Consider the following 26297-nt stretch of genomic DNA (forward strand, 5'->3'; position numbering starts at 1 on the left):
ATGGAACTGAAAGTCACGACCCTTGAAGGCAAGGACGCCGGATCCGTCGAGCTCTCGGATGCGATCTTCGGTCTCGAGCCCCGTGCCGACATCATTCAGCGCTGCGTGCAGTGGCAGCTGAACAAGCGTCAGGCCGGCACCCACAAGGCCCAGGGCCGCGCCGACGTCTGGCGCACCGGCAAGAAGATGTACAAGCAGAAGGGCACCGGCGGCGCCCGTCACGGCTCGGCCCGCGTGCCGCAGTTCCGCGGCGGTGGCCGTGCGTTCGGTCCGGTGGTTCGCTCCCATGCGACCGACCTGCCGAAGAAGGTGCGCGCGCTGGCGCTGAAGCATGCGCTGTCGGCCAAGGCCAAGGACGGCGGGCTGATCGTGATCGACAATGCGCAGCTCGAGGCCGCCAAGACCAAGGCGCTGCTCGGTCACTTCTCCGGCCTCGGGCTCACCAACGCGCTGATCATCGACGGCGCCGAGCTGAACGCCGGTTTCGCGACCGCGGCCCGCAACATTCCGAACATCGACGTGCTGCCGATCCAGGGCATCAACGTCTACGACATTCTCCGCCGCCAGAAGCTGGTTCTGACCAAGGCTGCGGTTGATGCGCTGGAGGCGCGCTTCAAATGAAGAACATCGATCCGCGCCACTACGACGTCATCATCTCGCCGGTCGTGACGGAAAAGGCGACGCTCGCCTCCGAGCACAACAAGGTGCTGTTCAAGGTCGCCGGCAAGGCGACCAAGCCGCAGATCAAGGAAGCGGTCGAGAAGCTGTTCGACGTCAAGGTGAAGAGCGTCAACACGCTCGTTCGCAAGGGCAAGACCAAGGTGTTCCGCGGCAATCTCGGCTCGCAGTCGGACACCAAGCGCGCGATCGTGACCCTGGAAGAGGGCCACCGCATCGACGTGACTACCGGACTATAAGGCGCAACGACGATGGCATTGAAAACCTACAATCCCACGACGCCGGGCCAGCGCCAGCTGGTCATGGTCGATCGTTCGGCGCTCTACAAGGGCAAGCCGGTGAAGACCCTGACCGAGGGCAAGCTCGGCAATGGCGGTCGCAACAACACCGGCCGCATCACCGTGCGTTTCCGCGGCGGCGGCCACAAGAAGGCCTACCGCACCGTCGACTTCCGCCGCGACAAGGTGGACATGCCGGCGGTCGTGGAACGGCTGGAGTATGATCCGAACCGCACCGCGTTCATCGCGCTGATCAAGTACCAGGACGGCGAGCTCGCCTACATCCTGGCGCCGCAGCGTCTGGCGGCGGGCGACACCGTCGTCGCCGGCAACTACGTCGACGTGAAGCCGGGCAACGTCATGCCGCTCGGCAACATGCCGGTCGGCACGATCGTGCACAACATCGAGCTGAAGATCGGCAAGGGCGGCCAGCTGGCGCGCTCCGCCGGCACCTACGCCCAGATCGTCGGCCGCGACCAGGACTACGTGATCGTCCGCCTGAATTCGGGCGAACAGCGTCTCGTGCACGGCCGTTGCCGCGGCACGATCGGCGCGGTCTCCAACCCGGATCACATGAACATCTCGATCGGCAAGGCCGGTCGTACCCGCTGGCTCGGCTGGCGTCCGCACAACCGCGGCGTCGTCATGAACCCGATCGATCACCCGCACGGCGGTGGTGAAGGTCGTACCTCGGGCGGTCGTCACCCGGTCACTCCGTGGGGCAAGCCGACCAAGGGCAAGAAGACCCGCACCAACAAGTCGACCAACAAATTCATTCTCCTCAGCCGCCACAAGCGGAAGAAGTAAGGAACGCCGGACATGGTTCGTTCAGTCTGGAAAGGCCCGTTCGTCGAGGGTTCTCTGCTCAAGAAGGCAGATGCCGCCCGCGCGTCCGGCCGTCACGACGTCATCAAGATCTGGAGCCGCCGCTCCACCATCCTGCCGCAGTTCGTCGGCCTGACCTTCGGTGTCTACAACGGCCAGAAGCATGTGCCGGTGGCGATCAACGAGGAAATGGTGGGTCACAAGTTCGGCGAGTTCTCGCCGACCCGGACCTTCCACGGCCACTCGGGCGACAAGAAAGCCAAGAAGGCTTGAGGAATAGACGATGAGCAAACCAAAGCGCGAACGTAGCCTCGCGGACAATGAGGCCAAGGCCGTCGCCCGCATGCTGCGCGTCAGCCCGCAGAAGCTGAACCTGGTGGCGCAGCTGATCCGCGGCCGCAAGGCGTCCGCTGCGCTCGCCGACCTGCAGTTCTCGCGCAAGCGGATCGCGGTCGACGTCAAGAAGTGCCTGGAATCGGCGATCGCCAACGCCGAGAACAATCATGACCTCGAGGTCGACGATCTGATCGTCGCCGAGGCGCATGTCGGCAATGGCATCGTGATGAAGCGTTTTGCTCCGCGCGGCCGTGGCCGTTCGGGCCGTGTGTTCAAACCGTTCTCGCACCTGACCATCGTGGTTCGTCAGGTCGAGGCCGAGGCAAGCGCTTAAGAAGGGCGCAGGAGAAGACGATGGGTCAAAAGATCAATCCAATCGGGCTGCGTCTCGGCATCAACCGGACCTGGGACTCCCGTTGGTTCGCCGGCAAGCAGGAATACGGCAAGCTCCTGCACGAAGACGTCAAGATCCGCGAGATCCTGCACAAGGAGCTCAAGCAGGCGGCCGTCGCCCGCATCGTGATCGAGCGTCCGCACAAGAAGTGCCGCGTGACGATCCACTCGGCCCGTCCGGGCGTCGTGATCGGCAAGAAGGGCGCCGACATCGACAAGCTGCGCAAGAAGGTCGCCGACATCACCTCGTCGGACGTCGTGATCAACATCGTCGAAATCCGCAAGCCGGAGCTCGACGCGACCCTGGTCGCTGAATCGATCGCCCAGCAGCTCGAGCGCCGCGTCGCGTTCCGCCGCGCCATGAAGCGCGCCGTTCAGTCGGCGATGCGTCTCGGCGCCGAGGGCATCCGCATCAATTGCTCGGGCCGTCTCGGCGGCGCCGAAATCGCGCGCATGGAGTGGTACCGCGAAGGTCGCGTGCCGCTGCACACGCTGCGCGCCGACGTCGACTACGGCGTCGCCACCGCGTTCACGACCTTTGGCACCTGCGGCGTCAAGGTCTGGATCTTCAAGGGCGAGATCCTCGAGCACGACCCGATGGCCCAGGACAAGAAGATGGCCGAGGGCGACAACACGCCGCGTTCGCGCCGCGACGCCGCTTGAGGCAAAGCAGGAATTTGAGGGCTTAAAGCCATGATGCAACCTAAGAAAACGAAGTTCCGGAAGGCGCATAAGGGCCGTATCCACGGCGTTGCGACCTCTGGCGCGACGTTGGCGTTCGGCCAGTTCGGCCTGAAGGCGATGGAGCCTGAGCGCGTCACCGCCCGCCAGATCGAAGCCGCCCGCCGCGCGCTGACCCGTCACATGAAGCGCGCCGGCCGCGTCTGGATCCGCGTGTTCCCGGACGTGCCGGTGTCGAAGAAGCCCGCCGAAGTCCGCATGGGCTCCGGCAAGGGTGCCCCGGAATTGTGGGTGGTCCGGATCAAGCCGGGCCGCGTGATGTTCGAGATCGACGGCGTGCCGGTGCAGACCGCGAAGGAAGCGCTGTCGCTCGCCGCCGCCAAGCTGCCGATCAAGACGCGCTTCGTTGCGCGCATTGCGGAGTAATCGCCATGGCCGAGATGAAAGTTGAAGACATTCGCGCGATGAGCGACGACCAGCGGGAAGATGCGGTCCTGAACCTGAAGAAGGAACGCTTCAACCTGCGTTTCCAGCGCGCCACCGGGCAGCTGGAGAACACCTCGCGGATGCGGGAAGCACGCCGCGATATCGCTCGTATCAAGACCATCGCCGCGCAGCTGCGCGCGAAGAAGAAGTAAGGGGCCTGCTATGCCGAAACGTACTCTGCAGGGCGTGGTCGTCAGCGACAAGCAAGCCAAGACCATCGTGGTGCGCGTCGATCGCCGCTTCACCCACCCGATCTACAAGAAGACGATCCGCCGTTCCAAGAACTACCACGCGCACGACGAGAACAACCAGTTCAAGCCGGGCGACATGGTCTGGATCGAGGAATCGAAGCCGATCTCGAAGCTGAAGCGCTGGACCGTGGTCCGGGGCGAACACAAGAAAACGGCCTGATTACCTCGGCCTGGCCGAAGTCATTCAGGGAAATTTTGAGCGCGCTAAAGCGCAGAAAGAGGACGAGGTGCATCAATGATTCAGATGCAGACCAACCTCGACGTGGCCGATAATTCTGGCGCACGCCGTGTCATGTGCATCAAGGTTCTTGGAGGTTCCAAGCGCCGCTATGCCACCGTGGGCGACGTTATCGTTGTGTCGATCAAGGAAGCCATTCCGCGTGGCAAGGTGAAGAAGGGCGACGTGATGAAGGCCGTCGTGGTCCGGGTCCGCAAGGACATCCGCCGCGCCGACGGTTCGGTCATCCGTTTCGACCGCAACGCCGCCGTGCTGATCAACAATCAGTCCGAGCCGGTCGGCACCCGTATCTTCGGGCCGGTGCCGCGCGAGCTGCGCGCCAAGAACCACATGAAGATCATTTCGCTCGCGCCGGAGGTGCTGTGATGGCTGCCAAGATCCGCAAGGGCGACAAGGTGATGGTGCTCACCGGCCGCGACAAGGGTCGCACCGGCGAGGTGTTCGAGGTGCGTCCGGACGAGAACAAGGCTCTCGTTCGCGGCATCAACATGGTGAAGCGTCACCAGAAGCAGACCCAGACCCAGGAAGGCGGCATCATCTCCAAGGAGATGCCGATCGACCTTTCCAACATTGCGTATGTCGGCAAGGACGGAAAGCCGACCCGCATCGGGTTCAAGATTCAGGCCGATGGCAAGAAGGTTCGTGTTGCCAAGAGCTCGGGAGCAGAGATCGATGGCTGATACAGCTTACACGCCGCGTCTGCGCGCGGAGTACGACAAGAAGATCCGCGGCATGATGACCGAGAAGTTCGGTTATGCCAACGTGATGCAGGTGCCGCGCCTCGACAAGGTCGTGCTCAACATGGGCGTGGGCGATTCCGTCAACGACCGCAAGAAGGCCGAGACCGCCGCCGCCGAGCTGACCCAGATCGCCGGCCAGAAGGCGATCGTGACCTATTCGCGGATCGCGATCGCGACCTTCAAGCTGCGTGAGAACCAGCCGATCGGCTGCAAGGTCACGCTGCGCAAGGCCCATATGTACGAGTTCATCGACCGCCTGGTGAACGTGGCGCTGCCCCGCGTCCGCGACTTCCGCGGCCTGAACCCGAAGAGCTTTGACGGCCGCGGCAACTATTCGCTCGGCATCAAGGAGCACATCATTTTCCCCGAGATCGACTTCGACAAGGTCTCGGAAGCGCGTGGCATGGACATCACGGTCTGCACCACCGCCAAGACCGACGACGAGGCGCGTGCCTTGTTGACCGCTTTCAATTTCCCGTTCCGGCAGTGAGTAGCTGAGCCAAAGCCACTCAAACGCGGATACCCAGGAGCCAAGCATGGCAAAGAAGAGTTCAGTCGAGAAGAACAACCGGCGCAAGCGGATGGCGAAGAACGCCGGCCCGCGCCGCGAGAAGCTGAAGGCGATCATCGCCGACAAGACCAAGCCGATGGAAGAGCGCTTCGCGGCGACGCTGAAGCTCGCCGAGATGCCGCGCAACTCGTCGCCGACGCGCATCCGCAACCGTTGCGAGCTGACCGGGCGTCCGCGCTCGAACTATCGCAAGAACAAGCTCTCGCGCATCGCGCTGCGTGAACTCGGCTCCAAGGGCCTGGTTCCCGGCCTCGTGAAGTCGAGCTGGTAAGGGGAGGGTCGGAACAATGTCTACGCACGATCCGATCAGCGATCTCATCACCCGCATCCGCAACGCGCAGATGCGTTCGAAGTCCAAGGTCTCGAGCCCCGGCTCGAAGATGCGCGCCAACGTGCTCGAAGTGCTGAAGTCCGAGGGTTACATCCGCGGCTACGCCAGTGTCGAGCATGCCTCGGGCCGCAGCGAGCTCGAGATCGAGCTGAAGTATTTCGACGGCGAGCCCGTCATCCGCGAGATCGAGCGGGTGTCGAAGCCGGGCCGCCGCGTTTACGCCTCGGTGAAGAACCTGCCGCGCGTGAACAACGGTCTCGGCATTTCCGTGTTGTCGACGCCGAAGGGAATCATGGCTGACCACGAGGCGCGCGACGCCAACGTGGGCGGCGAAGTTCTCTTCACGGTGTTCTGAGGAAGGATTTTACGATGTCACGTATCGGCAAGCGGCCGGTGGCGATCCCGTCGGGTGTGACGGCGACCGTCGAGGGCCAGACGGTGAAGGTGAAGGGGCCGAAGGGCCAGCTTCAGTTCGTCGTGCATGACGACGTCGAGGTGAAGTTCGAGAACGGCCAGGTCAAGGTCGCTCCGCGCGTCAAGACCAACCGCGCGCAGGCGATGTACGGCACCGCGCGCGCGCAGGTCGCCAACCTCGTCGAGGGCGTCACCAAGGGCTTCGAGAAGAAGCTCGAGATCACTGGCGTCGGCTACCGCGCCGCGATGCAGGGCAAGAACCTGCAGCTCGCGCTCGGCTACAGCCACGACGTGGTCTACGCGATCCCGGAAGGCATCACCATCGCGGTGCCGAAGCCGACCGAGATCACGATCACCGGCAACGATCCGCAGCGCGTCGGCCAGGTCGCCGCGGAGATCCGCGCCTACCGTCCGCCGGAGCCCTACAAGGGCAAGGGCGTGAAATACGCCAACGAATTCATCTTCCGCAAGGAAGGCAAGAAGAAGTAACGGAGCCGGTCATGTCACTCAAGGTTACGAATGCCCGGCGCAAGCAGCGCGTGCGCCTTGCGCTTCGCCGCTCGGCAGGCGGCCGTCCGCGGCTGTCGGTGTTCCGCTCGTCCAAGCACATCTACGCTCAGGTCATCGACGACCAGAAGGGCGAGACGCTCGCCTCCGCTTCGTCGCTGGAGAAGACCATGCGCGACGCCGGCAAGACCGGCGCCGACATCGATGCTGCGAAGGCCGTCGGCAAGCTGCTGGCGGAACGCGCGGCGCAGAAGGGTGTCAAGGAAGTCGTGTTCGATCGCGGCGCCTACATCTATCACGGGCGCGTCAAGGCGCTCGCGGATGCGGCGCGCGAAGGCGGGCTCAGCTTCTAACCGAATTTGAACGATTACGAGGAAAGAGGCGCAAGCCTCCTAGAGATTGGAAAACACCATGGCAGGTGAACGCGAACGCGGCGGACGCGAACGGAGCAGGGAGCGCGAGGAGCGCGACAGCGAGTTCGTCGACAAGCTCGTCCACATCAATCGCGTGGCGAAGGTCGTCAAGGGCGGCAAGCGCTTCGGCTTTGCGGCGCTGGTCGTGATCGGCGACCAGAAGGGCCGGGTCGGTTTCGGCCACGGCAAGGCGCGCGAAGTTCCGGAAGCGATCCGCAAGGCGACCGAGTCGGCGAAGCGCAACCTGACGCGCGTCGCGCTGCGCGAAGGCCGCACGCTGCATCACGACGTCGCCGGCCGTCACGGCGCCGGCCGCGTCTATCTGCGCACCGCTCCGGCGGGTACCGGCATCATCGCCGGCGGCCCGATGCGCGCGGTGTTCGAGACGCTCGGCATCCAGGACGTGGTGGCGAAGTCGATCGGCTCGTCGAATCCCTACAACATGGTTCGCGCGACCTTCGACGCGCTGAAGCATCAGGATTCGCCGCGTTCGGTGGCTGCGCGCCGCAACATCAAGGTCTCCACCCTGCAGTCGCGCCGCGTCGGCGGCGACGCCGAAGTGGTGGCGGAATAACAACGCGCGCTTCTCGAAGCGCTATTCGGAGTTACTGTCATGGCCAAGGCCAGCAAGACGATCAAGGTCGAGCAGACCGGCAGCGCGATCCGCCGCCATCACTCGCAGCGTTCGACGCTGATCGGCCTCAAGCTCAACAAGATCGGCCGGGTTGCCGAGCTGCAGGACACTCCTGAAGTTCGCGGCATGATCAGCAAGGTTCAGCATCTCGTCCGCGTCGTCGGCGAGTAAGCAGAGATAAGGAGAAGGGCGATGAAGCTCAGCGATATCGCCGACAACGCCGGCTCGCGCAAGAAGCGCATGCGTGTCGGCCGTGGCATCGGTTCCGGCAAGGGCAAGACCTCGGGCCGCGGCGGCAAGGGCCAGACCGCGCGTTCGGGCGTCCGCATCAAGGGTTTCGAAGGCGGCCAGATGCCGATGCATCGCCGTCTGCCGAAGCGCGGCTTCAACAACATCTTCCGGCTCGACTTCGCCGAGATCAATCTCGACCGTCTGCAGGAAGCGATCGACAACAAGCTGGTCGACGCCGGCGAGACCGTGACCGTCGAGACGCTGGTCAAGGCCGGCGTGCTGCGCCGCGCCAAGGACGGCCTGCGGCTGCTCGGCCGCGGCGAGATCAAGACCAAGCTGACCATCGAAGCGCACGGCGCTTCCAAGTCGGCCATTGCCGCGGTCGAAAAGGCCGGCGGCTCGGTCAAGATCCTGGCCCCCGCCAAGGAAGAAGGCGAGGCGGCGTAACATCTGCGTCATTGCCCGCGCGCGGCGCGGGCAATCCGCAGATCGAATGATGGACTTATCGAGGCCGAGCACCAGATAATGTCCGGTGTCTGCCGATTGCCCCGATAGAACGAGTTCTTGGGGCGTCGGCGAAGCGGGCTCCGGGAGAAAGCCGAACATGGTCTCAGCAGCCGAACAACTTGCCGCCAACCTCAATTTCGGACAGCTGGCGAAAGCCGACGAGCTGAAGAAGCGCATCTGGTTCACCCTGGGTGCGCTGCTTGTTTATCGGCTGGGCACCTACATCCCGCTGCCCGGCATCGATCCCAACATCTGGGAGCAGGTGTTCCGCAGCCAGTCCGGCGGCATCCTCGGCATGTTCAACATGTTCGCCGGCGGCGGCATCCACCGCATGGCGATCTTCGCGCTGAACATCATGCCGTACATCTCGGCGTCGATCATCGTGCAGCTGCTGACCACCGTGTCGCCGCAGCTCGAGGCGCTCAAGAAGGAAGGCGAGGCGGGCCGCAAGACGCTGAACCAGTACACCCGCTATCTGACGGTGATCCTGGCGCTGTTCCAGTCCTACGGCATCGCGATCGGCCTCGAAGGCGCCGGCAATGTCGTCAGCGACCCCGGCATGTTCTTCCGGATCTCGACCGCGATCACGCTGACCGGCGGCACCATGTTCCTGATGTGGCTCGGCGAGCAGATTACCTCGCGCGGCATCGGCAACGGTATTTCGCTGATCATCCTGTCCGGCATCGTCGCCGAGCTGCCGTCGGCGCTCGCCAACATGCTGGAACTCGGCCGCCAGGGCGCGATGTCGACCGGCCTGATCCTGATCGTCATCGTGATGGCGGTCGCCGTGATCGCCTTCATCGTGTTCATGGAGCGCGCCCAGCGCCGGCTGCTGATCCAGTATCCGAAGCGCCAGGTCGGCAACAAGATGTTCGAGGGCCAGTCCTCGCATCTGCCGCTCAAGCTCAACACCTCGGGCGTGATTCCGCCGATCTTCGCCTCGTCGCTGCTGCTGCTGCCGACCACGGTTGCGAACTTCAACGCCGGCAAGGGGCCGGAGTGGTTCCAGTGGCTCACCACCCAGCTCAGCCACGGCCGTCCGCTGTTCCTGCTGCTCTATCTGGCGCTAATCGTGTTCTTCGCCTTCTTCTACACCGCGATCGTGTTCAACCCGACCGAGACCGCGGACAATCTGAAGAAGCATGGCGGGTTCATCCCGGGCATCCGGCCCGGTGAGCGCACGGCGGAATATATCGACTACGTGCTTTCGCGCATCACGGTGCTCGGCGCGATCTATCTCGCGATCGTCTGCCTGATCCCGGAAATTCTGATTTCCTATGCCTCGGTCCCGTTCTACTTTGGTGGCACTTCGCTCCTGATCGTCGTCAGCGTAACGATGGATACGGTGTCGCAGGTGCAGGGCTATCTGCTCGCCCATCAGTATGAAGGGCTGATCAGGAAGTCGAAGCTCAGGGGAGGCCGCCGCCGCTGATCGCGGCGCGGCGCCAAACTCAAAACACAGGTGTGCGGACGTCGCCCACCTAGCCGGGGGGCGAAACAGATATGAGATTGATCCTTTTGGGACCGCCGGGCTCGGGCAAGGGAACCCAGGCGCAGCGGCTGGTGCACCGGCATGGCATCGTCCAGCTCTCGACCGGCGAGATGCTGCGCGCAGCGGTTGCCGCGGGCACCCCGGTCGGATTGCAAGCCAAGGAGATCATGGCCAATGGCGGCCTGGTTCCCGACGAGGTCGTGGTAGGAATCATCGCCGACCGAATCGAGGAGCCCGATGCCAAGAAGGGCTTCATTCTCGATGGCTTCCCGCGCACCGTGCCGCAGGCCGAGGCGCTCGACGACCTGCTCCGGAAGAAGCATCTCAAGCTCGACGCCGTCGTCGAGCTCCGCGTCAACGAGAGCGCGCTGCTCGCCCGCGTCGAGAAACGTGCCGAGGAAACCCGTGCGCGCGGCGAGGAAGTCCGCCTCGACGACACGCCGGAAGTGCTGACCAAGCGCCTGGCGCAGTACCGTTCGCTGACGGAACCGCTGATTCACTATTATTCGGAGCGGCGGAAGCTTCTGACGGTCGATGGCATGATGACCATCGAGCACGTCACTCGCGAGATCAACCGGATCCTGACCGCGCTCGGCGCGCTGGAACCGAAGGAGCACGAGGAGCCCAAGCGGGCTGCCAAGAGTGCGTCGAAGGCCTCCAAGACGGCCAGGAAGACCGCGAAGAAGGCGACCACGAAGGCTGCTAAATCGGCTAAGAAGTCCACCAAACCGGCCCGGAAGGCCACCAAGGCGGTCTCTAACGCCAGGGGAACGAAGAAAGCCGCCAAGAAGGCTGGAAAGAAGGCCGCCAGCGCTGCGAATGCCCGGAAGGGGGTAAAAGCGCTCAAAAAGGCAGCAAAAAAGCTCACGAAAAAGCGAGCTAAACGCTAGGAGCGGTTGACGAAACCGACATGAATCCTTTAATAAGCCCCGCATCCAAGTTGGATAGTTTTATGACGATGCCGGGCCCCAAAGGACACGAGGGGTGGGCGTCGTGTTCGCGTTTGTGGACACAAGCCCGCGAGTAGCAAGAACTTGAGAAGCCCGTATCCGTGATGGAGCGGCGACAGGAGAGAAGTCCGTGGCCCGTATTGCCGGCGTCAACATTCCGACCAACAAGCGCGTCCTGATCGCGCTTCAGTACATCCATGGTATCGGCCAGAAGAACGCTGCCGACATCATCGAGAAGGTGAAGATCCCCCTGGATCGTCGCGTCAACCAGTTGACCGACCAGGAGGTCCTCCAGATCCGCGAAGTCATCGACCGCGACTATCTGGTCGAGGGCGACCTCCGGCGCGAGGTCGGCATCAACATCAAGCGGCTGATGGACCTCGGCTGCTATCGCGGCCTGCGTCATCGCCGCGGTCTGCCGGTGCGCGGCCAGCGCACCCACACCAATGCGCGTACGCGCAAGGGGCCGGCCAAGGCGATCGCCGGCAAGAAGAAGTAAGTTTTGCGAATTGCAGGTGGGGAGTAGCGAATCGAAATTCGCTACTCGCCATTTGCGTTTTGAGGTGTAGCCGCTGGCACTACGGCGGCGTTGAGATCACAGGAAAGGTTTGAAATGGGCAAGGAAGCAACCCGCGTACGCCGCCGCGAACGCAAGAACATCGCCTCCGGCATCGCGCACGTGAATTCGTCGTTCAACAACACGACCATCACCATCACCGACGCGCAGGGCAACACCATCGCCTGGTCGTCGGCCGGCACGATGGGCTTCAAGGGCTCGCGCAAGTCGACCCCCTATGCCGCGCAGGTCGCGGCGGAAGACGTCTCCAAGAAGGCGCAGGAACACGGCATGCGCACGCTGGAGGTTGAAGTGGCCGGCCCGGGTTCGGGCCGTGAGTCGGCGCTCCGTGCGCTGCAGGCTGCGGGCTTCACCGTCACCTCGATCCGCGACGTGACCACGATCCCGCACAATGGCTGCCGTCCGCGCAAGCGTCGGCGCGTTTGATCTGTAAGTCGCGGGCGGCATCTCGCCGCCCTGCGATGGTTTTTGGAATTGACCGCGCGGACTGATCCGCGATCTCCAACGCCAGGTTTGGCCGATCGATTGGCCCGATGACCGGCAAAGGGTGAAACAGTGACGATCCAGAAAAATTGGCAAGAACTCATTCGACCGAACAAGCTGCAGGTGACGCCGGGCTCGGACGCGAGCCGGTTCGCCACCGTCGTCGCCGAGCCGCTTGAGCGCGGTTTCGGCCAGACGCTCGGCAACGCGCTGCGTCGCATCCTGTTGTCCTCGCTGCAGGGCGCGGCGGTGCAGTCGGTGCACATCGACGGCGTGCTGCACGAGTTCTCCTCGATCGCCGGTGTCCGTGAAGACGTCACCGACATCGTGCTCAACATCAAGGACATCTCGATCAAGATGCAGGGCGAAGGCCCGAAGCGCATGGTCGTGAAGAAGCAGGGCCCGGGCGCCGTCACCGCCGGCGACATCCAGACCGTCGGCGACGTCACCGTGCTCAACCCTGATTTGCAGCTCTGCACGCTGGACGACGGCGCCGAGATCCGCATGGAGTTCACGGTCACCACCGGCAAGGGCTATGTCGCCGCCGAGCGCAACCGTCCCGAGGACGCGCCGATCGGCCTGATCCCGGTCGACAGCCTGTTCTCGCCGGTCCGCAAGGTCTCCTACAAGGTCGAGAACACCCGTGAGGGCCAGATCCTCGACTACGACAAGCTGACCATGACGATCGAGACCAACGGCGCGATCACGCCGGAGGACGCGGTGGCCTACGCCGCGCGCATCCTGCAGGATCAGCTCAACGTGTTCGTCAACTTCGAAGAGCCGCGCAAGGAAGTCACGCAGGAGATCATCCCCGATCTCGCGTTCAACCCGGCGTTCCTCAAGAAGGTCGACGAGCTCGAGCTGTCGGTGCGTTCGGCAAACTGCCTGAAGAACGACAACATCGTCTACATCGGCGACCTCGTGCAGAAGTCGGAAGCGGAAATGCTCCGCACCCCGAACTTCGGCCGCAAGTCGCTGAACGAGATCAAGGAAGTGCTGGCCCAGATGGGTCTGCACCTCGGCATGGAAGTGCCGGGCTGGCCGCCGGAGAACATCGACGAGCTCGCCAAGCGCTTCGAGGATCACTACTGATCCATTTTCACCGTCGTGGCCGGAGAACCTCCGGCCACGATTTTTTAATGGGCGAACGCAGGATGCCCACCTGCACTTGTCGCTGAACCACCGCGACAGAATTGAAGAAGGAATAAGTCAATGCGTCACGGCAAGGTTCATCGGAAGCTCAACCGCACCGCCGAGCACCGGCGTGCGATGTTCGCCAACATGGCGGCCGCGCTGATCAAGCACGAGCAGATCGTCACCACGTTGCCGAAGGCCAAGGAGCTGCGGCCGATCGTCGAGAAGCTCGTCACCCTCGGCAAGAAGGGCGGCCTCGCGCTGCGCCGCCAGGCGATCTCGGAGCTGCGCGACCAGGATCAGGTCAAGAAGCTGTTCGACACGCTGGCGACCCGCTACAAGGACCGCCAGGGCGGCTACACCCGCATCATCAAGGCCGGCTTCCGCTACGGCGACAACGCGGCGATGGCCGTGATCGAATTCGTCGACCGCGACGTCGACGCCAAGGGCCAGGACTCCGGTCCCGCCCAGGGCAACGAAGCCGAGGCGGCGTAAGCCGGCTTCGAGCCCAAGGTTTTGAAAACGGCGCCTTCGGGCGCCGTTTTTGTTTTGTGGCTAGCCTGCGCGTATCGTCGCGATAAAATTGTCGAGCTCCTGCCTCAGGCGGACGTTGCCGTCCGACAGCAGCCGCGACGAGCTCAGCACCTGCGACGAGGCGCTGCCGGTGCGAGAGGCACCGCTGGCCACCTGTCCGATGCTGACGGCGACCTGCGCGGTTCGCTCCGAGGCGATCTGAACGTTGTCCGCGATGCTTCGCGTCGCGCTCGCTTGCTCCTCGATGGCATCGGCCACGTCGGAAGCGATCTGTGATATTCGCTGGACGATGCCGGTGATACCGCTGATCGCGCCGGCGGACTCCCGCGTTGCGGCCTGGATGTCCGCGATCTGGGTGCGGATGTCCTCGGTGGCTTCGGCGGTCTGCCTGGCGAGCGTCTTGACCTCCTGCGCGACCACGGCGAAGCCCGAGCCTGCCGCGCCGGCGCGCGCGGCCTCGATGGTCGCGTTGAGCGCGAGCAAATTGGTCTGCCGCGCGATCGCGGCGATCAGCTGCACCACGTTGCCGATGCGGTCGGCAGCGGACGCAAGCTGCGCCATCCGCGCGTCGGTCTGCTGCGCCTGCGCGACGGCGTCGCTGGCGAAGCTGGCGGATTCGCCGACCTGGCGTCCGATCGCGGCAGCCGAGGCGATCATCTGTTCGGTGGCTGCCGCAACCAGCCTGACATTGCTGGAGGCCTCCTCGGAGGCGGCTGCGACATTGGCGGACAGGTCCTGGGTGTGATGGGCGGTGTCGCTCAGATCGCGGGCCGACGCCGCAAGCTCCTCGGAGGCCGCCGAGACCGTCGCGATGACGTCGCCGGCGCTCGCCTCGAACGCCGCCGCGAGCCGCGCCAGTTCGGCCTTGTGCCGGTCAGCCGCGCGGCGGTCTTCCTCGCGCCGGGCGTCGAGCTCGGCGCGTGCCTTGTCCTGCGCCTTCGTCTTGAAGCTTTCGACCGCCCGCGCCATGCCGCCGATCTCGTCGCTGCGCTCGAGGCCGGGCAGCACGACGTCGAACTGTCCGTCGGCGAGTTGCCGCATCGCCGCGCTCATCCGGCTGATCAGGCCCGCGACCCGCCGGCCGAACAGGATCGCAAACAGCGTCAGGACGAAGGCAACAATCCCGATCAGCCAGCTGAATGTCTGCCGGAACGCGTCCGCCTTGCGCTGGGCGAGCTCGGCGCGCGCGTTGGCGGCGTCCGCGACCTTGACCAGCGCCGGCCGGGTGCGATCGAAGATCTGCGAGAGGTCGTCGAGCTGGTCGTCGAGCGTCTGGCGCGAGACCAGGAAGCCGGCGAAGGCAAGCTTGTAGGCGCGGGCAAGGCCGAGCAGTTCGGTCTTCACATCCGTGGGGAGGGCGGACGCCGCCAGCGCGGTTTCGAACTCGTCCTCGCGTTCGTTGAGCTGGTCGCCGAACCGCTCTTCGCCGCTCAGCGCAAAATCCTTCTCGAGCCGGCGCATCGTCAGCAGCAGGATGGTCAGGCGCGGCTGATCGATCTGTCCGACTTTGGTCTCGAACTGCTGAACCGCGCTGCGCAGCTTGCCCTGCAAGCCGTCATTCGGGTTCAAGCCGAGGATGCGCTGGGCGCCGACGATATTCTGGAAGCGTGTCGCATAGAGATTGATGCCGCTGCGTAGCGACGTAACCTGCCGGATCGGATCGCCGTCCGGCACGGTCGCAGCGAAAGCGTCTAGCTTGTCGAGCAGGGCCAGCTCGTCGGCGACGCGCCCAGTGAGCTGTTTCGCCAACCCTTCATCGCGCGATTTCAGGAAGCGGGCCGCGATCTGCTGCGTCTCCAGGAATCCGTCCGACAGCTCGGATAGCTGCGCCCTGAAGCGCATGCTGTCGTCCGACCCGCGCTGAACACGGGCCGCGTAGTCGAGGCCGCCGAGGCAGGCGACGCTGACGATGGCGACGCCGCCGATCCCGAGCATCGCGATCTGGCTTTTAAGGCTGGGGCGAAATCGCTTCAGGATATCAGCGGCGAACGGCTTGATCCTGGACACAACGAGCATCTGGTGCATTCCTGTCAGTCGCGGAGCTCCGGACGTCGTTGTTGAAGCGAAGGTCGCATCCGGTTGCCAACACAACAGCTCGCGCTGTTTGCGGCGACGCTTAGCGGCGGCGAATTGACAATGTGTGAAAGCGTTCAGCGCGCACGCGATGTTTCATATGAAGATTGGATGAAGGTCGCAGTAGCGATGCATCAACCAAGATCGCGCGTGGTCACTCGCGACGAAAATGTGCATCGTGCCTCACACATGTCATCCGCGTGACCTGCTTGCGGTCGGCAGCCGGCGGTGCTGAGATGCCGCTCCGTATTTACGCGAATTTGCGCATGCCTGCCTGACCCCCGGTTGCATCCGTGTGCGCGCATCCAAATATGCCTGACAGGCAGACAGGAGACCTCTCATGAAGATCGACCTTTCCGGAAAGACCGCGCTGGTGACCGGCTCGACCGCGGGTATCGGTAACGCCATCGCCAAGGGCCTGGCCGGGACCGGCGCCGATGTCGTCATCAACGGCCGCAGCCAGGCCAAGGTCGATGCAGCGGTCGTCGCGATCGCGCAGGCGGTATCCGGCGCAAAGGTGCGCGGCATAGCCGCCGACGTCTCGACCGCGGCCGGCTGCAAGGCACTGCTCGCGGCGCTGCCCGAGGTCGACATCCTCGTCAACAATGCCGGCATCTTCGAGCCGAAGGGCTTCTTCGACATTCCGGACGAGGACTGGAGCCGCTTCTTCGAGGTCAACGTGATGTCGGGCGTACGGCTGTCGCGCGGCTACATGCAGGGCATGCTGAAGCGCAACTGGGGCCGCATCGTCTTCATCTCATCCGAGTCGGGGCTCAACATTCCGACCGAAATGATCCATTACGGCATGACCAAGACCGCGCAGCTTGCGGTCGCGCGCGGGCTCGCGGAGCTGACCAAGGGCACCGCCGTGACCGTCAACTCCGTGCTGCCCGGACCGACGATGTCCGAAGGCGTCGAGACCTTCGTCAAGGATCTCGCCAAGCAGAACGGCCAGTCGGTCGAGGAGGCGGCCACCAACTTCGTCAAGCAGCACCGGCCGACCTCGCTGCTGCAACGGTTTGCCAGCACCGAGGAGATCGCCAACCTTGTGGTCTACGCCTGCTCGAAGCAGGCCTCAGCAACCAACGGCGCCGCGCTGCGCGTCGAGGGCGGCATCGTCAATACCATCGCGTGAGGGTGCATGGCGGCCTATGTGATTTCAGAGGTCGAGATGCGGGACGCTGCGGCATTCGAGGCCTATCGCGCGCTGGCGGCGAAAACCATCGAACAGTATGGCGGTCGCTACATCGTGCGCGGCGGCGCGGCCGAAGTGGTGGAGGGTGGTCCGGCGCCGAACGCCATCGTCATCGTCGAATTTCCGACCATGGCGCGTTTGCGCGAATGGTACGCGTCACCGGAATACGCCGAAGCGCTGAAGCATCGCGCAACCGCGCTGGAACGACGGCTGCTGTTCGTCGACGGTGTGCCGCCGATCTAGCAGGCTATCCTTTGGCCCCGTCGAGAAACTCGCTGAACCCTGCGGGACGGTAGGGGCCGAAGCATATCTGCTCCAGCACGCCAATTCCGGTCCGGTCGCTTTGGCGAGCGCGCACCACCTGTTGCACATGCACGTTCTCGCGGGCGAGCGGGTCGAGCGTCGCAGGATCGAACGACTCGCCGCCGATCTCGAGCTCGCCCTTCCACATGCCCTGGCCCCATTGCGGATGACCGTAGCCGAGGCCCTTCATCTGGAATTTGAGGATCGGATCGAGCGCGATGGTCGTGGTGTGACCGTCGATGTCGACGAGGTCGATCTCGGCCGACTGCGCCAGCCGCGTGTTCGGCACGTATTTGACGCGATGCCGCGCGGTCGCCATGCGGCGGTCCAGCCCGTCGACGACGCCGGGGATATCGGCCTCGCTGCGGTACAGCGGCGCGGTGATGCCCTCGCGGACCAGCGCCTCGCCCTGCGTCCCGTCGAAGAAGATCGCGTGCGAGATGTGATCGTCCCAGACCAGCGGGGCCCATAGGAAAAACACGCTCGGCGGCGGCATCGGCGCGCCGCCGACATCGCGCTCGCCGACATTGCGTACGCCCCAGGAGCGATCCTTGGTGCCGTAGCAGGTGCGATCGTCGACCTTGATCTCGCCGTCGGGGTGGCTGATGACGCCGCTCCAGCGGCCGAACTGGTCGAACCGGGTCGCGTCCATCGCGCGGCGGTCGCCCGACCAGAGCGTCTGGCGCGCTTCCTGGATCGCGGCCGTGCGTGCCGAGAAGGTCAGGTCGCAGGAAAGGCCGGTCGCATTGTCGTCGAGCACCACCCGGGTCCGCAGCATCGGCTCGATGACCTCGAGCCTGAACGGGCCGACCTGCATCTCGGTGCGCTCGAGCGGCGCGCGCCGCGACCCGTAGAAGCAGTGCTGCCGTCCGCCGCGCTCCACCACGCTGAAGGCGCAGTCGAGGATCTTGCGGTGCGGGTAGATCGCAATGCCGATGCCGAAATAATACGCGCCGTCGGCGGTATAGCCGTTGAACCAGGTGCGGTCATAGACATTGCGGTCGCTGGTTGAGGGAACCGCGATCGGCTCGGGCGTCTGGTGGATGGGGAAGTCGTCAAGTTTGTTGAGCACGCCGATCCCTTTCGATCACTTCGTTCGAAAACGCCTCAGTCCTGCCAGTATGCAAAACTGTCGTGATCCAGGGCTTGCGCGCAGGCGCCGCGGGTCATTTTCAGGAACAGCGCATCGCCGCGCTCGGAGCGCTGCACGCTGAGCGCGGAGACCACGCCCATCATGATGCCATGCAGGGTGTAGCGGCGGTAATCCCGCCAGCAATCATCCCAGCCATAGTCCCGCACGCCGCGGCGGATCAGCTCCGAATGATAGAAACGCACCAGATCAATTTCATGTAATCGCCGCTCGGACGGGTCGATGCCGGCCGACAGGAAATAGGCGACGTCGACGATCCCTGGCCCCACCGTCAGCGTCTGCCAGTCCAGCGTCGCCATCGGATGGCTGTTGCCGCGGACCTCGAACAGCATGTTGTCGAGCCGGAAGTCCGCATGCTGCAATGTTCTCGGCGTCGATCGATCGGACTGGTAGCGCGGGATCGCGTCCGGAAGCCGGTCGATCAGATCAAGGAATTCCGGCTCGATCACGCCGCGATAGCGATCCTTGTATTGACCGATAATGGCGGGCAGCAGCGCGCGAAGGTCTCTGCGCCGGCTGGCGGCAACCACGAAGCATTGCACCGTGTCGAGCGTCGGATCGTTCCATCGCGGCGCATGCAGCGCGGCGGCCTCGGTCAGCGCCGTTAGGCAATCGGCGATCGCGCATCCGGCGAGCTGGTCGCCCGGTCGCGCGGGCGCCAGATCTTCCAGGATCAACGTGAAGTCGTCGGTGGCCGGATCGATCTCGGCGAGGATCGGCCGCGGGGTGTGAATGGCGACGGTCGCCGCCAGCTCGCGATAGAATGCGACCTCGCGGACGTAAAGCGTATGCGCGGAACCGGAGCGGCGGCTGTCGGGATCTGCGGCCGGGAATTTGCCGACGACGCTCGCGGGCGCGCGCGGCTCGTTGCCGTCATAGCTCAGATGAAACCGATAGCTGTCGCCGACGAGGCCGTTGCCGACCGGCTGGCAGGCGAGATCGATGACCCTGATCTGGTCGATCACGCCGGCTTCGCGCAATGCCCGCGTCATCCACTCCGGATCGATCCGCGACGGATCGGCCGTGAGCAAACTCATCGGTTTCCTCCCATCCCCTTGTATCCCCTTGGGGCGTCACCACCGCTCGGCCGCGTCATGCGCGGCCCGATTGAGGACGGAGTGATCGTTGCGCAAATCATACAGGCGATCGTGGCTTTGGCAAAAGCCACGCGTCGGCCTGTGGGGATATCTCGGGAGGTGCGTAGGGCGGGTTAGCTGCTCTTACTACCTTGGAGCTGCTTGCCACGGATCCTGCGGCGAGCGAGTTCGACCGTCATTGCGAGGAGCGATAGCGACGAAGCAATCCATCCAACCGCGTTTGCGGGCAGATGGATTGCTTCGCTTCGCTCGCAATGACGGCGGGGGCAGAACCGCGACGCGGTAAGCTCAACCTACCTACGGATCGGAGGGCTACCAGCCCTCCAGCACGATCTTGCCGCGCGACTTGCCGCTTTCGAGGAGGGCGTGGGCGCGCTTGAGGTTGGCGGCGTTGATGGTGCCGAAGGTCTGGTCGAGCGTGGTGCGCAGCACACCCTTGTCGATCAGGTCGGCGACGTCGTTGAGCAGATGATGCTGCGCGATCATGTCGGGCGTCTGGAACGAGGAGCGGGTGAACATCGACTCCCAGTGGATCGACACCGCTTTGCCCTTGAAGGCGGCAACGTTGAATTCGGCGGGATCGTCGATCAGGCCGAACTTGCCTTGCGGTGCGATGAAGTCGGCGATCGACTTGTAGTGCTGGTCGGTGAAGGTGAGGCTGGCGACGAGGCCGACCGGCGGCAGCTTCAACTTCTCGATCTGCTCCTTCATCGGCTGCGAGTGATCGATCACGGCGTGCGCGCCGAGATCGCGGCACCACTTCGCCGACTCCGGCCGCGTCGCGGTCGCAACCACGGTCAGCCCGGTGAGGCGGCGCGCCAGCTGGATCAGGATCGAGCCGACGCCGCCGGCGCCGCCGGTGATCAAGAGCGTGCGCGGATCGAGGCTCTTGCCCGGCACCGCACCGAGCCGGTCGAACAGCAGCTCCCATGCGGTGATCGAGGTCAGGGGCAGGGCGGCGGCCTGCGCGAAAGACAGCGATGCCGGCTTGTTGCCGACGATGCGCTCGTCGACCAGATGAAATTCCGAGTTGGTACCCTGGCGCAGGATCGAGCCCGCGTAGAACACCTCGTCGCCGGGCTTGAACAGCGACACGTCGGGCCCGACCGCGTCGACCACCCCGGCCGCATCGAAGCCGAGGATCTTGTAGCCGCCATCGGTCGGCGCCGCGCGCTTGCGCACCTTGTAGTCGACCGGGTTGGCCGAGATGGCCTTCACCGCGACGCGGATGTCGCGTCCCTTCGGCTCGGGCTTGGCGATCTCGAAATCGACGAGCGAATCCGCCGCCTCGATCGGCAGCGACTTTTGGTATCCGACGGCCTTCATGCCTGGTCTCCCTGGTGGGCGATTGCCTGCCGTCTTACCTGTCGCGCTGGCGTCCTTTTGGCAAGTACTGTAAAAACAGGGAACTAGTCCCTGTTTGTATACTATTGGGAAATTACCGATGAAACGGAAGAATTTCGCCCGCCGGCCGGGCTGCGCGGTCGAGGCCGCGCTCGACCTGATCGACGGCAAATGGAAGGGCGTGATCCTGTATCATTTGCAGGCCGGCACCCAGCGCTTCGGCGAGCTGCGGCGGCGGATGCCCGGCATCACCCAGCGCATGCTGACCAAGCAGCTGCGGGCGCTCGAGGACGATGGTCTCGTGATCCGCAAGGTCTATGCCGAAGTGCCGCCGCGGGTCGAATACACGCTGTCCGAACTCGGCGAGAGCCTGCGTCCGGTGATCGATATTCTGAAGGCCTGGGGCGAGGGCCACCAGGAGCGGCTGTCCTGCGCACCGGCGCCGGAAGTCGTTGTGAAGAAGAAGCGCGCGGCGTGATGGGCGTTCGCGCTTCACCTCTCCCGGAGGGAGAGGTCGGATCGCATCGCAAGATGCGAGCCGGGTGAGGGATTACACTCCATCGAGGGAGCGGCACCCCTCACCCGAATTGCTTCGCAATTCGACCTCTCCCCATAGGGGAGAGGTAAGTCGTCTCAGAACGCAACCTGCGTGCGCAGCGCGACCGCGTCGAACTTCGAGCCGGCATCCGCGCTCGAGGTTGCCGAGGCCTGCTTGGCGACGTCGCCGTGCAGGTAGTTCAGCATGAAGCGGACGTTGTTGTTGACGTACCAGTTCAGCGCGGCGGTGTAGACGGTCTGCCGTCCACCCGCGACGCCGACCGCCTGGCCGACCTGGTCGTTGAGGTTCATCGTGCTGACGCGGCCGGCGATTTCCCAGGCGCCCCAGCCGCCGCCGGCGAGCGAGAACGGATCGTGCGGCTTGATACCGCCATAGGAGGCCGTTGCCGGGTTGTAGGCGTGGTTCTCGCCGGTCAGCACGTAGCCGACCTGCGCGTAGCCGCCGTCGAATTTCAGGCTCGGCGCGCCGAACGGCGGCAGCCCGGTATTCGCGGAGCGGTCGACGTTGAACCAGTAGTATTCGCCCTGCGCGATGAACGGGCCGTAGGTCGCGGCCGCCTCGACGCCGTAGACCTGCGCGCCCGAGACGTTGGCGATCGTGCCGGTCGAGATCAGCGTCGTCGGGTCGATGCGCAGCTCGGGCCGGTCGCTCAGCGTGAGCGTCTGTGCCTGCGTCAGCTGGTTGCGCGGCGGCTGCACCAGCCATTCCGCATCGGCGCCGATATGCACCGAGTAGTTCTTGCCGCTGATCGGATTGCCGGCGACGCGGACAACGCCGCCATACTGCTCGGAGGTGCCGGGCGGCGTGACCGAGGACGCGGAGTGGATCGCGCCTGTCGTCGGTCCGGTGACATAGCCGCCGATCCAGAACTGGTCGTTCCACCAGCGGGTGCCGGCGCCGGAGCGGAAGTCACCGGCCGCGATGTTCTGCGCGATGATGCCGACCGAGGCGCGCTCCATGAATAGGATGTCGTTGGAGCTGGTCGATTCGTCCAGCGTCCACGGGATGTCCATGATGCCGCCTTCGATCGCCATCTTGCCGCCGAACGGCTTGAAGCCGGTGTAGCTCAGATAGGCATTCTCGACGCCGGAGGTGCCGCCGCCGGGCAGCGATCCCGGTGCTGCGCCGCCGAAGCCATCGGCCGAGCCGCCGAAGTCGTAGATCAGCGCGTAATTCCAGTCGCCGAAGAACTTGCCGACGATGCCGATGCGGGCCCGGCGCAGGTTCTCGCCGCTGTCGAGCTTCTGCGGCGAGGTGTTCGCGGTGTTCGGACGATAATCGTAGCCGCCGACATCCCAGTGCACGCGGCTCGTGATCGCGACGCAGTTCTGTTCGTCGGCGGTGCAGATCGTCGGCCGGTTATTCGGCATCGTCACCACGACGCCGGACGGTGCGACCGGGCCCTTCACCGGGATCGCAGCATTGGCGCTTGCGACGCGCGCTGCCTTGGCATCCGCCGCCTTCGCATTGGCGTTTGCGCTGGCTGCGGTCGCCGTATTGGCATTGGTCTGCTTCTGCAGCTTGTCGAGCTTCTGCTCGAGCATCCTCAGCTGCTGCTTCAGCAGCGCGATCTCCGCGTCGCTGCCGCTTCCGGCCGATTGCGCATAGGCCGGTGAGGCGGCGAGCGCCCCTGCAAGCCCGATGGCGATTGCACCAACTTTTGTCGCACCCATTGTGCACCCCTGTTGTGTTTGAAGTCCCCACTCACTCACTGAGACGTCCTAGGAGTCGAACGTGACTGACGGACGACAGCGATTTCGAGCCTCGCAGTTCCGCTTGTTGTCCGCAGGCAACAAGCGGAGCGGCGCAGTGAGATGACAGCCATCATAGAAGCTTGGCGACGCGCTTCAACGCGGCGGCCAGGGGTTTTGCACCGGTCCGGCGGGGGGCCAGTTATCCGCCCCGGCGCCCTTCATTTGCCCGGCGAACACGCCTATATTCCGGCGTTTCCACGAGAGGTGAGAATGCTCCAACCCGTCCGTTTCGCTGCCATATCCGCTCTGTGCACCTTGGCTTTGATAGGGAATCTGTCCCCGGCCGCGGCCCAGGATCGTCGCGTGCCGTCGTCGCAGGCTGAGCTCCAGCTGTCCTATGCGCCGATCGTGCAGCGGGTGCAGCCGGCGGTGGTCAATGTCTATGCCGCCAAGACGGTGCAGAACCGCAATCCGTTCCTGGACGATCCGATCTTCCGCCGCTTCTTCGGCGTGCCGGGGCAGCAGCCGGAGCAGATGCAGCGCTCGCTCGGCTCCGGCGTAATGGTCGACGGCTCCGGCCTCGTGGTGACCAACAATCACGTGATCGAGGGCGCCGACCAGGTGAAGGTCTCGCTCGCCGACAAGCGCGAATACGAGGCGGAGATCGTGCTGAAGGACAGCCGCACCGATCTTGCGGTGCTGCGGCTGAAGGGTACCAACAAGGAGAAGTTCGCGACGCTCGACTTCGCCAACTCCGATCAGCTGCAAGTCGGCGACGTGGTGCTTGCGATCGGCAACCCGTTCGGCGTCGGCCAGACCGTGACGCATGGCATCATCTCGGCGCTGGCGCGTACTCAAGTCGGGATCACGGATTATCAATTCTTCATTCAGACCGACGCCGCGATCAATCCCGGCAATTCGGGCGGCGCGTTGGTCGACATGACCGGACGGCTCGCCGGTATCAACACCGCGATCTTCTCGCGCTCCGGCGGCTCGCAGGGCATCGGCTTTGCGATCCCCGCCAACATGGTGCGGGTGGTGGTGGCCTCCGCCAAGAGCGGCGGCAAGGCCGTGAAGCGGCCATGGCTCGGCGCGCGGCTGCAGGCCGTGACGCCCGAGATCGCGGAGACGCTGGGACTGAAGCTGCCGACCGGCGCGCTGGTCGCCAACGTCGCGCCGAACAGCCCCGCGGCGAAGGCCGGGCTGAAGCTGTCCGATCTGATCGTCGGCATCGACGGCACGCCGATCGACGATCCCAACGCGTTCGACTACCGCTTCGCGACCCGTCCGCTCGGCGGCAACGCCGAGATCGAGGTGCAGCGCGCCGGCAAGCCGGTGAAGCTGACCGTGCCGCTGGAGACCGCACCGGACACTAACCGCGACGAGATCGTGCTGACCGCGCGCTCGCCGTTCCAGGGCGCGCGGGTCGCCAACATCTCGCCGGCGCTGGCCGATGAGCTGCATCTCGACGCCGGCGCCGAGGGCGTGGTGGTGACCGAGCTCGCCGATGACGGCACCGCCGCCAATGTCGGCTTCCAGAAGGGCGACATCATCCTGGCGGTCAACAACGAGAAGATCGTGCGAACCAGTGACCTCGACAAGGTATCGAAGGCGGGCTCGCGGGTCTGGCGCATCACGCTGGTGCGCGGCGGCCAGCAGATCAACGTGACGCTCGGCGGATGAGCCCGAAACAACCGCGCGAGGCCAGCAACCTGTTCGCCGCGGCGGGGATGGAGCAGGACGCGCCACACCCGCTGCCGGACCGGTTGCGCCCGCGCACGCTGGCCGACGTCGTCGGCCAGGATCACATCCTCGGCCCCGACGGCGCGCTGACCCGCATGCTGGAGACGCGCACTTTGGGCTCGCTGGTGTTCTGGGGCCCGCCCGGCACCGGCAAGACCACCGTCGCGCGGCTGCTGGCCGACGCCACCGAGCTGCATTTCGAGCAGATCTCCGCGGTGTTCTCCGGCGTCGCCGACCTGAAGAAGGCATTCGATGCCGCGCGCGCCCGCCGCGAGACCGGCAAGGGCACGCTGCTGTTCGTCGACGAGGTGCACAGATTCAACCGCGCGCAGCAGGATTCCTTCCTGCCCGTGATGGAGGACGGCACGGTGGTGCTGGTCGGCGCCACCACCGAGAACCCGTCCTTCGAGCTCAACGCGGCGCTCCTGTCGCGCGCCCGCGTGCTGGTGTTTCACTCGCTCGATACGGCTGCGATCGAACGGCTGTTTGCCAATGCCGAGAAGATCGAGGGCAAGAGCCTGCCGCTCGACGCGGAAGCGCGCGCCGTGCTGGTGCGGATGGCCGACGGCGACGGCCGCGCCTCGCTGACATTGGCCGAAGAGGTCTGGCGCGCCGCGCGCAAGGGCGAGGTGTTCAACGCCGAGCAGTTGCAGGCCATCCTGCAGCGCCGTGCACCGATCTACGACAAGTCGGCCGACGGCCACTACAACCTGATCTCGGCGTTGCACAAGTCGGTGCGCGGCTCCGATCCGGATGCGGCGCTGTATTACCTCGCACGGATGTTCGATGCCGGCGAGGATCCGCTGTTCCTGGCGCGGCGCGTGGTGCGGATGGCGGTCGAGGACATCGGCCTGGCCGATCCGCAGGCGCTGGCGGTCTGCAACGCCGCCAAGGATGCCTATGATTTCCTGGGCTCGCCGGAGGGTGAGCTCGCGATCGCGCAGGCCGTGGTCTATCTCGCCACCGCGCCGAAATCGAACGCGGTGTACACTGCGTTCGGCGCGGCGATGCAGACCGCAAAACAGGGCGGCTCGCTGCTGCCGCCGAAGCACATCCTGAATTCGCCGACCAAGCTGATGAAGTCGGAGGGCTATGGCTCCGGCTATCAGTACGATCACGATCAGCCCGACGCGTTCTCCGGCCAGGACTATTTCCCGGAGGCGCTGGGCCGCCAGACCTTCTACGATCCACCCGACCGCGGCTTCGAGCGCGAGATCCGCAAGCGGCTGGATTACTGGGCGCGGCTGCGCAAGGAGCGGGGCAGGAGCTAAACCAAGATGAGATGAGGCTGCGGCCGCGAACAACGCGCGGTCCGTTCCTGCCTGCGGCGTGAAGCTGCAGTTGCAGACCCCCACAAATGCCGTACGCAACAGCCGTGCGTGGAGCATTTGCATGACTTCTGAATATTAGAAATGTACCCCTGAGTTGCCCGACGTGTCAAGGTGGTTGGTCGAA

35 protein-coding genes are annotated in these 26297 nt (G+C 64.7%); 30 read left to right on the forward strand and 5 right to left on the reverse strand.

Annotated features, from left to right (window positions below):
• From rplD to rplQ, 25 genes are all read left to right on the forward strand, one after another.
• Positions 1 to 621 (forward strand): 50S ribosomal protein L4, encoded by a 621-nt coding sequence (gene rplD / locus FBZ93_RS32715; RefSeq protein WP_050420396.1) that lies wholly within the window; start codon positions 1 to 3, stop codon positions 619 to 621.
• Entirely contained in the window at positions 618 to 917 is a 300-nt protein-coding gene (locus FBZ93_RS32720) for a 50S ribosomal protein L23 (RefSeq protein WP_016843746.1), read from the forward strand. The genes rplD and FBZ93_RS32720 overlap by 4 nt, the downstream gene beginning before the upstream one ends.
• A gap of 12 nt (positions 918 to 929) precedes the next feature.
• Positions 930 to 1763, forward strand: coding sequence for a 50S ribosomal protein L2 (gene rplB / locus FBZ93_RS32725; protein WP_021081655.1), 834 nt, complete (start codon positions 930 to 932; stop codon positions 1761 to 1763).
• A gap of 12 nt (positions 1764 to 1775) precedes the next feature.
• A complete protein-coding gene (rpsS, locus tag FBZ93_RS32730; RefSeq protein ID WP_018272137.1) occupies positions 1776 to 2054 on the forward strand; it encodes a 30S ribosomal protein S19 in 279 nt (92 codons plus the stop codon).
• A 10-nt stretch (positions 2055 to 2064) separates the two neighbouring features.
• Positions 2065 to 2451: a 50S ribosomal protein L22 gene (gene rplV, locus FBZ93_RS32735; protein WP_050420397.1), complete on the forward strand. Its 387-nt coding sequence runs from the start codon at positions 2065 to 2067 to the stop codon at positions 2449 to 2451.
• Between the two features lie 20 nt (positions 2452 to 2471).
• On the forward strand, positions 2472 to 3173 hold the full coding sequence (gene rpsC / locus FBZ93_RS32740) for a 30S ribosomal protein S3 (protein WP_018272135.1): 702 nt from the start codon (positions 2472 to 2474) through the stop codon (positions 3171 to 3173).
• Positions 3174 to 3203: 30 nt separating this feature from the next.
• A complete protein-coding gene (rplP, locus tag FBZ93_RS32745) occupies positions 3204 to 3617 on the forward strand; it encodes a 50S ribosomal protein L16 (protein ID WP_016843752.1) in 414 nt (137 codons plus the stop codon).
• A 5-nt stretch (positions 3618 to 3622) separates the two neighbouring features.
• Entirely contained in the window at positions 3623 to 3829 is a 207-nt protein-coding gene (gene rpmC, locus FBZ93_RS32750) for a 50S ribosomal protein L29 (protein WP_021081654.1), read from the forward strand.
• Positions 3830 to 3839: 10 nt separating this feature from the next.
• Complete coding sequence (gene rpsQ / locus FBZ93_RS32755) at positions 3840 to 4088, forward strand: 30S ribosomal protein S17 (RefSeq protein WP_016843754.1); 249 nt, start codon at positions 3840 to 3842, stop codon at positions 4086 to 4088.
• A gap of 75 nt (positions 4089 to 4163) precedes the next feature.
• Positions 4164 to 4532 (forward strand): 50S ribosomal protein L14, encoded by a 369-nt coding sequence (gene rplN / locus FBZ93_RS32760; RefSeq protein WP_011473865.1) that lies wholly within the window; start codon positions 4164 to 4166, stop codon positions 4530 to 4532.
• Complete coding sequence (rplX, locus tag FBZ93_RS32765; protein ID WP_016843755.1) at positions 4532 to 4846, forward strand: 50S ribosomal protein L24; 315 nt, start codon at positions 4532 to 4534, stop codon at positions 4844 to 4846. Before rplN ends, rplX begins: the two co-directional genes overlap by 1 nt.
• Positions 4839 to 5396 carry a 50S ribosomal protein L5 gene (gene rplE, locus FBZ93_RS32770; protein WP_050420398.1) on the forward strand — a complete coding sequence of 186 codons (558 nt, stop codon included), beginning with the start codon at positions 4839 to 4841 and terminating at the stop codon, positions 5394 to 5396. The genes rplX and rplE overlap by 8 nt, the downstream gene beginning before the upstream one ends.
• A gap of 46 nt (positions 5397 to 5442) precedes the next feature.
• Positions 5443 to 5748, forward strand: coding sequence for a 30S ribosomal protein S14 (rpsN, locus tag FBZ93_RS32775; RefSeq protein ID WP_016843757.1), 306 nt, complete (start codon positions 5443 to 5445; stop codon positions 5746 to 5748).
• 16 nt (positions 5749 to 5764) lie between these two features.
• Positions 5765 to 6163 carry a 30S ribosomal protein S8 gene (gene rpsH / locus FBZ93_RS32780; protein WP_021081651.1) on the forward strand — a complete coding sequence of 133 codons (399 nt, stop codon included), beginning with the start codon at positions 5765 to 5767 and terminating at the stop codon, positions 6161 to 6163.
• A 14-nt stretch (positions 6164 to 6177) separates the two neighbouring features.
• On the forward strand, positions 6178 to 6711 hold the full coding sequence (gene rplF / locus FBZ93_RS32785) for a 50S ribosomal protein L6 (RefSeq protein WP_024578581.1): 534 nt from the start codon (positions 6178 to 6180) through the stop codon (positions 6709 to 6711).
• 11 nt (positions 6712 to 6722) lie between these two features.
• On the forward strand, positions 6723 to 7082 hold the full coding sequence (gene rplR, locus FBZ93_RS32790) for a 50S ribosomal protein L18 (protein WP_016843760.1): 360 nt from the start codon (positions 6723 to 6725) through the stop codon (positions 7080 to 7082).
• A gap of 58 nt (positions 7083 to 7140) precedes the next feature.
• On the forward strand, positions 7141 to 7716 hold the full coding sequence (gene rpsE / locus FBZ93_RS32795) for a 30S ribosomal protein S5 (protein ID WP_021081649.1): 576 nt from the start codon (positions 7141 to 7143) through the stop codon (positions 7714 to 7716).
• A gap of 39 nt (positions 7717 to 7755) precedes the next feature.
• Positions 7756 to 7947: a 50S ribosomal protein L30 gene (rpmD, locus tag FBZ93_RS32800; RefSeq protein ID WP_024578582.1), complete on the forward strand. Its 192-nt coding sequence runs from the start codon at positions 7756 to 7758 to the stop codon at positions 7945 to 7947.
• Positions 7948 to 7968: 21 nt separating this feature from the next.
• A complete protein-coding gene (gene rplO / locus FBZ93_RS32805; protein ID WP_146991524.1) occupies positions 7969 to 8454 on the forward strand; it encodes a 50S ribosomal protein L15 in 486 nt (161 codons plus the stop codon).
• Between the two features lie 157 nt (positions 8455 to 8611).
• A complete protein-coding gene (secY, locus tag FBZ93_RS32810; RefSeq protein ID WP_024578584.1) occupies positions 8612 to 9946 on the forward strand; it encodes a preprotein translocase subunit SecY in 1335 nt (444 codons plus the stop codon).
• Between the two features lie 71 nt (positions 9947 to 10017).
• A complete protein-coding gene (locus FBZ93_RS32815) occupies positions 10018 to 10896 on the forward strand; it encodes an adenylate kinase (protein WP_146991525.1) in 879 nt (292 codons plus the stop codon).
• Positions 10897 to 11086: 190 nt separating this feature from the next.
• Entirely contained in the window at positions 11087 to 11455 is a 369-nt protein-coding gene (gene rpsM / locus FBZ93_RS32820; protein WP_057019544.1) for a 30S ribosomal protein S13, read from the forward strand.
• Positions 11456 to 11569: 114 nt separating this feature from the next.
• Positions 11570 to 11959: a 30S ribosomal protein S11 gene (rpsK, locus tag FBZ93_RS32825; protein ID WP_006021048.1), complete on the forward strand. Its 390-nt coding sequence runs from the start codon at positions 11570 to 11572 to the stop codon at positions 11957 to 11959.
• Positions 11960 to 12088: 129 nt separating this feature from the next.
• Complete coding sequence (locus FBZ93_RS32830; RefSeq protein ID WP_018272129.1) at positions 12089 to 13108, forward strand: DNA-directed RNA polymerase subunit alpha; 1020 nt, start codon at positions 12089 to 12091, stop codon at positions 13106 to 13108.
• Positions 13109 to 13228: 120 nt separating this feature from the next.
• Entirely contained in the window at positions 13229 to 13645 is a 417-nt protein-coding gene (gene rplQ / locus FBZ93_RS32835; RefSeq protein WP_050420405.1) for a 50S ribosomal protein L17, read from the forward strand.
• Between the two features lie 60 nt (positions 13646 to 13705).
• Here rplQ and FBZ93_RS32840 read toward each other — a convergent pair whose 3' ends face one another.
• Positions 13706 to 15700 carry a methyl-accepting chemotaxis protein gene (locus FBZ93_RS32840; RefSeq protein ID WP_167529320.1) on the reverse strand — a complete coding sequence of 665 codons (1995 nt, stop codon included), beginning with the start codon at positions 15698 to 15700 and terminating at the stop codon, positions 13706 to 13708.
• A gap of 397 nt (positions 15701 to 16097) precedes the next feature.
• Between FBZ93_RS32840 and FBZ93_RS32845 the strand changes: the two genes are divergently transcribed.
• Together FBZ93_RS32845 and FBZ93_RS32850 are read left to right on the forward strand one after the other, a co-directional pair.
• Positions 16098 to 16892: an SDR family NAD(P)-dependent oxidoreductase gene (locus FBZ93_RS32845; protein ID WP_146991527.1), complete on the forward strand. Its 795-nt coding sequence runs from the start codon at positions 16098 to 16100 to the stop codon at positions 16890 to 16892.
• 6 nt (positions 16893 to 16898) lie between these two features.
• A complete protein-coding gene (locus FBZ93_RS32850) occupies positions 16899 to 17195 on the forward strand; it encodes a DUF1330 domain-containing protein (protein ID WP_146991528.1) in 297 nt (98 codons plus the stop codon).
• Between the two features lie 4 nt (positions 17196 to 17199).
• Here the strand turns inward: FBZ93_RS32850 and FBZ93_RS32855 are convergent, their stop codons facing one another.
• The 3 genes from FBZ93_RS32855 to FBZ93_RS32865 form a co-directional block, all read right to left on the reverse strand.
• On the reverse strand, positions 17200 to 18327 hold the full coding sequence (locus tag FBZ93_RS32855) for a hypothetical protein (RefSeq protein ID WP_146991529.1): 1128 nt from the start codon (positions 18325 to 18327) through the stop codon (positions 17200 to 17202).
• 35 nt (positions 18328 to 18362) lie between these two features.
• Positions 18363 to 19442: a phosphotransferase gene (locus tag FBZ93_RS32860; RefSeq protein WP_146991530.1), complete on the reverse strand. Its 1080-nt coding sequence runs from the start codon at positions 19440 to 19442 to the stop codon at positions 18363 to 18365.
• Between the two features lie 372 nt (positions 19443 to 19814).
• Positions 19815 to 20828 (reverse strand): zinc-binding alcohol dehydrogenase family protein, encoded by a 1014-nt coding sequence (locus tag FBZ93_RS32865; protein ID WP_146991531.1) that lies wholly within the window; start codon positions 20826 to 20828, stop codon positions 19815 to 19817.
• A gap of 118 nt (positions 20829 to 20946) precedes the next feature.
• On the opposite strand from FBZ93_RS32865, the gene FBZ93_RS32870 reads away from it, so the two are divergent.
• Positions 20947 to 21324, forward strand: coding sequence for a winged helix-turn-helix transcriptional regulator (locus FBZ93_RS32870; protein ID WP_021081638.1), 378 nt, complete (start codon positions 20947 to 20949; stop codon positions 21322 to 21324).
• 155 nt (positions 21325 to 21479) lie between these two features.
• On the opposite strand, the gene FBZ93_RS32875 is transcribed toward FBZ93_RS32870, so the two are convergent.
• Entirely contained in the window at positions 21480 to 23078 is a 1599-nt protein-coding gene (locus FBZ93_RS32875; protein ID WP_146991532.1) for an OprO/OprP family phosphate-selective porin, read from the reverse strand.
• Positions 23079 to 23369: 291 nt separating this feature from the next.
• Between FBZ93_RS32875 and FBZ93_RS32880 the strand changes: the two genes are divergently transcribed.
• Both FBZ93_RS32880 and FBZ93_RS32885 read left to right on the forward strand, forming a co-directional pair.
• Entirely contained in the window at positions 23370 to 24782 is a 1413-nt protein-coding gene (locus FBZ93_RS32880) for a DegQ family serine endoprotease (protein WP_146991533.1), read from the forward strand.
• Positions 24779 to 26113, forward strand: a complete 1335-nt coding sequence (locus FBZ93_RS32885; RefSeq protein WP_146991534.1) for a replication-associated recombination protein A — start codon at positions 24779 to 24781, stop codon at positions 26111 to 26113. The genes FBZ93_RS32880 and FBZ93_RS32885 overlap by 4 nt, the downstream gene beginning before the upstream one ends.
• Positions 26114 to 26297 lie beyond the last annotated feature (184 nt).

It is taken from the genome of Bradyrhizobium macuxiense, assembly GCF_007993935.1.
Classification (GTDB): Bacteria; Pseudomonadota; Alphaproteobacteria; order Rhizobiales; family Xanthobacteraceae; genus Bradyrhizobium; species Bradyrhizobium macuxiense_A.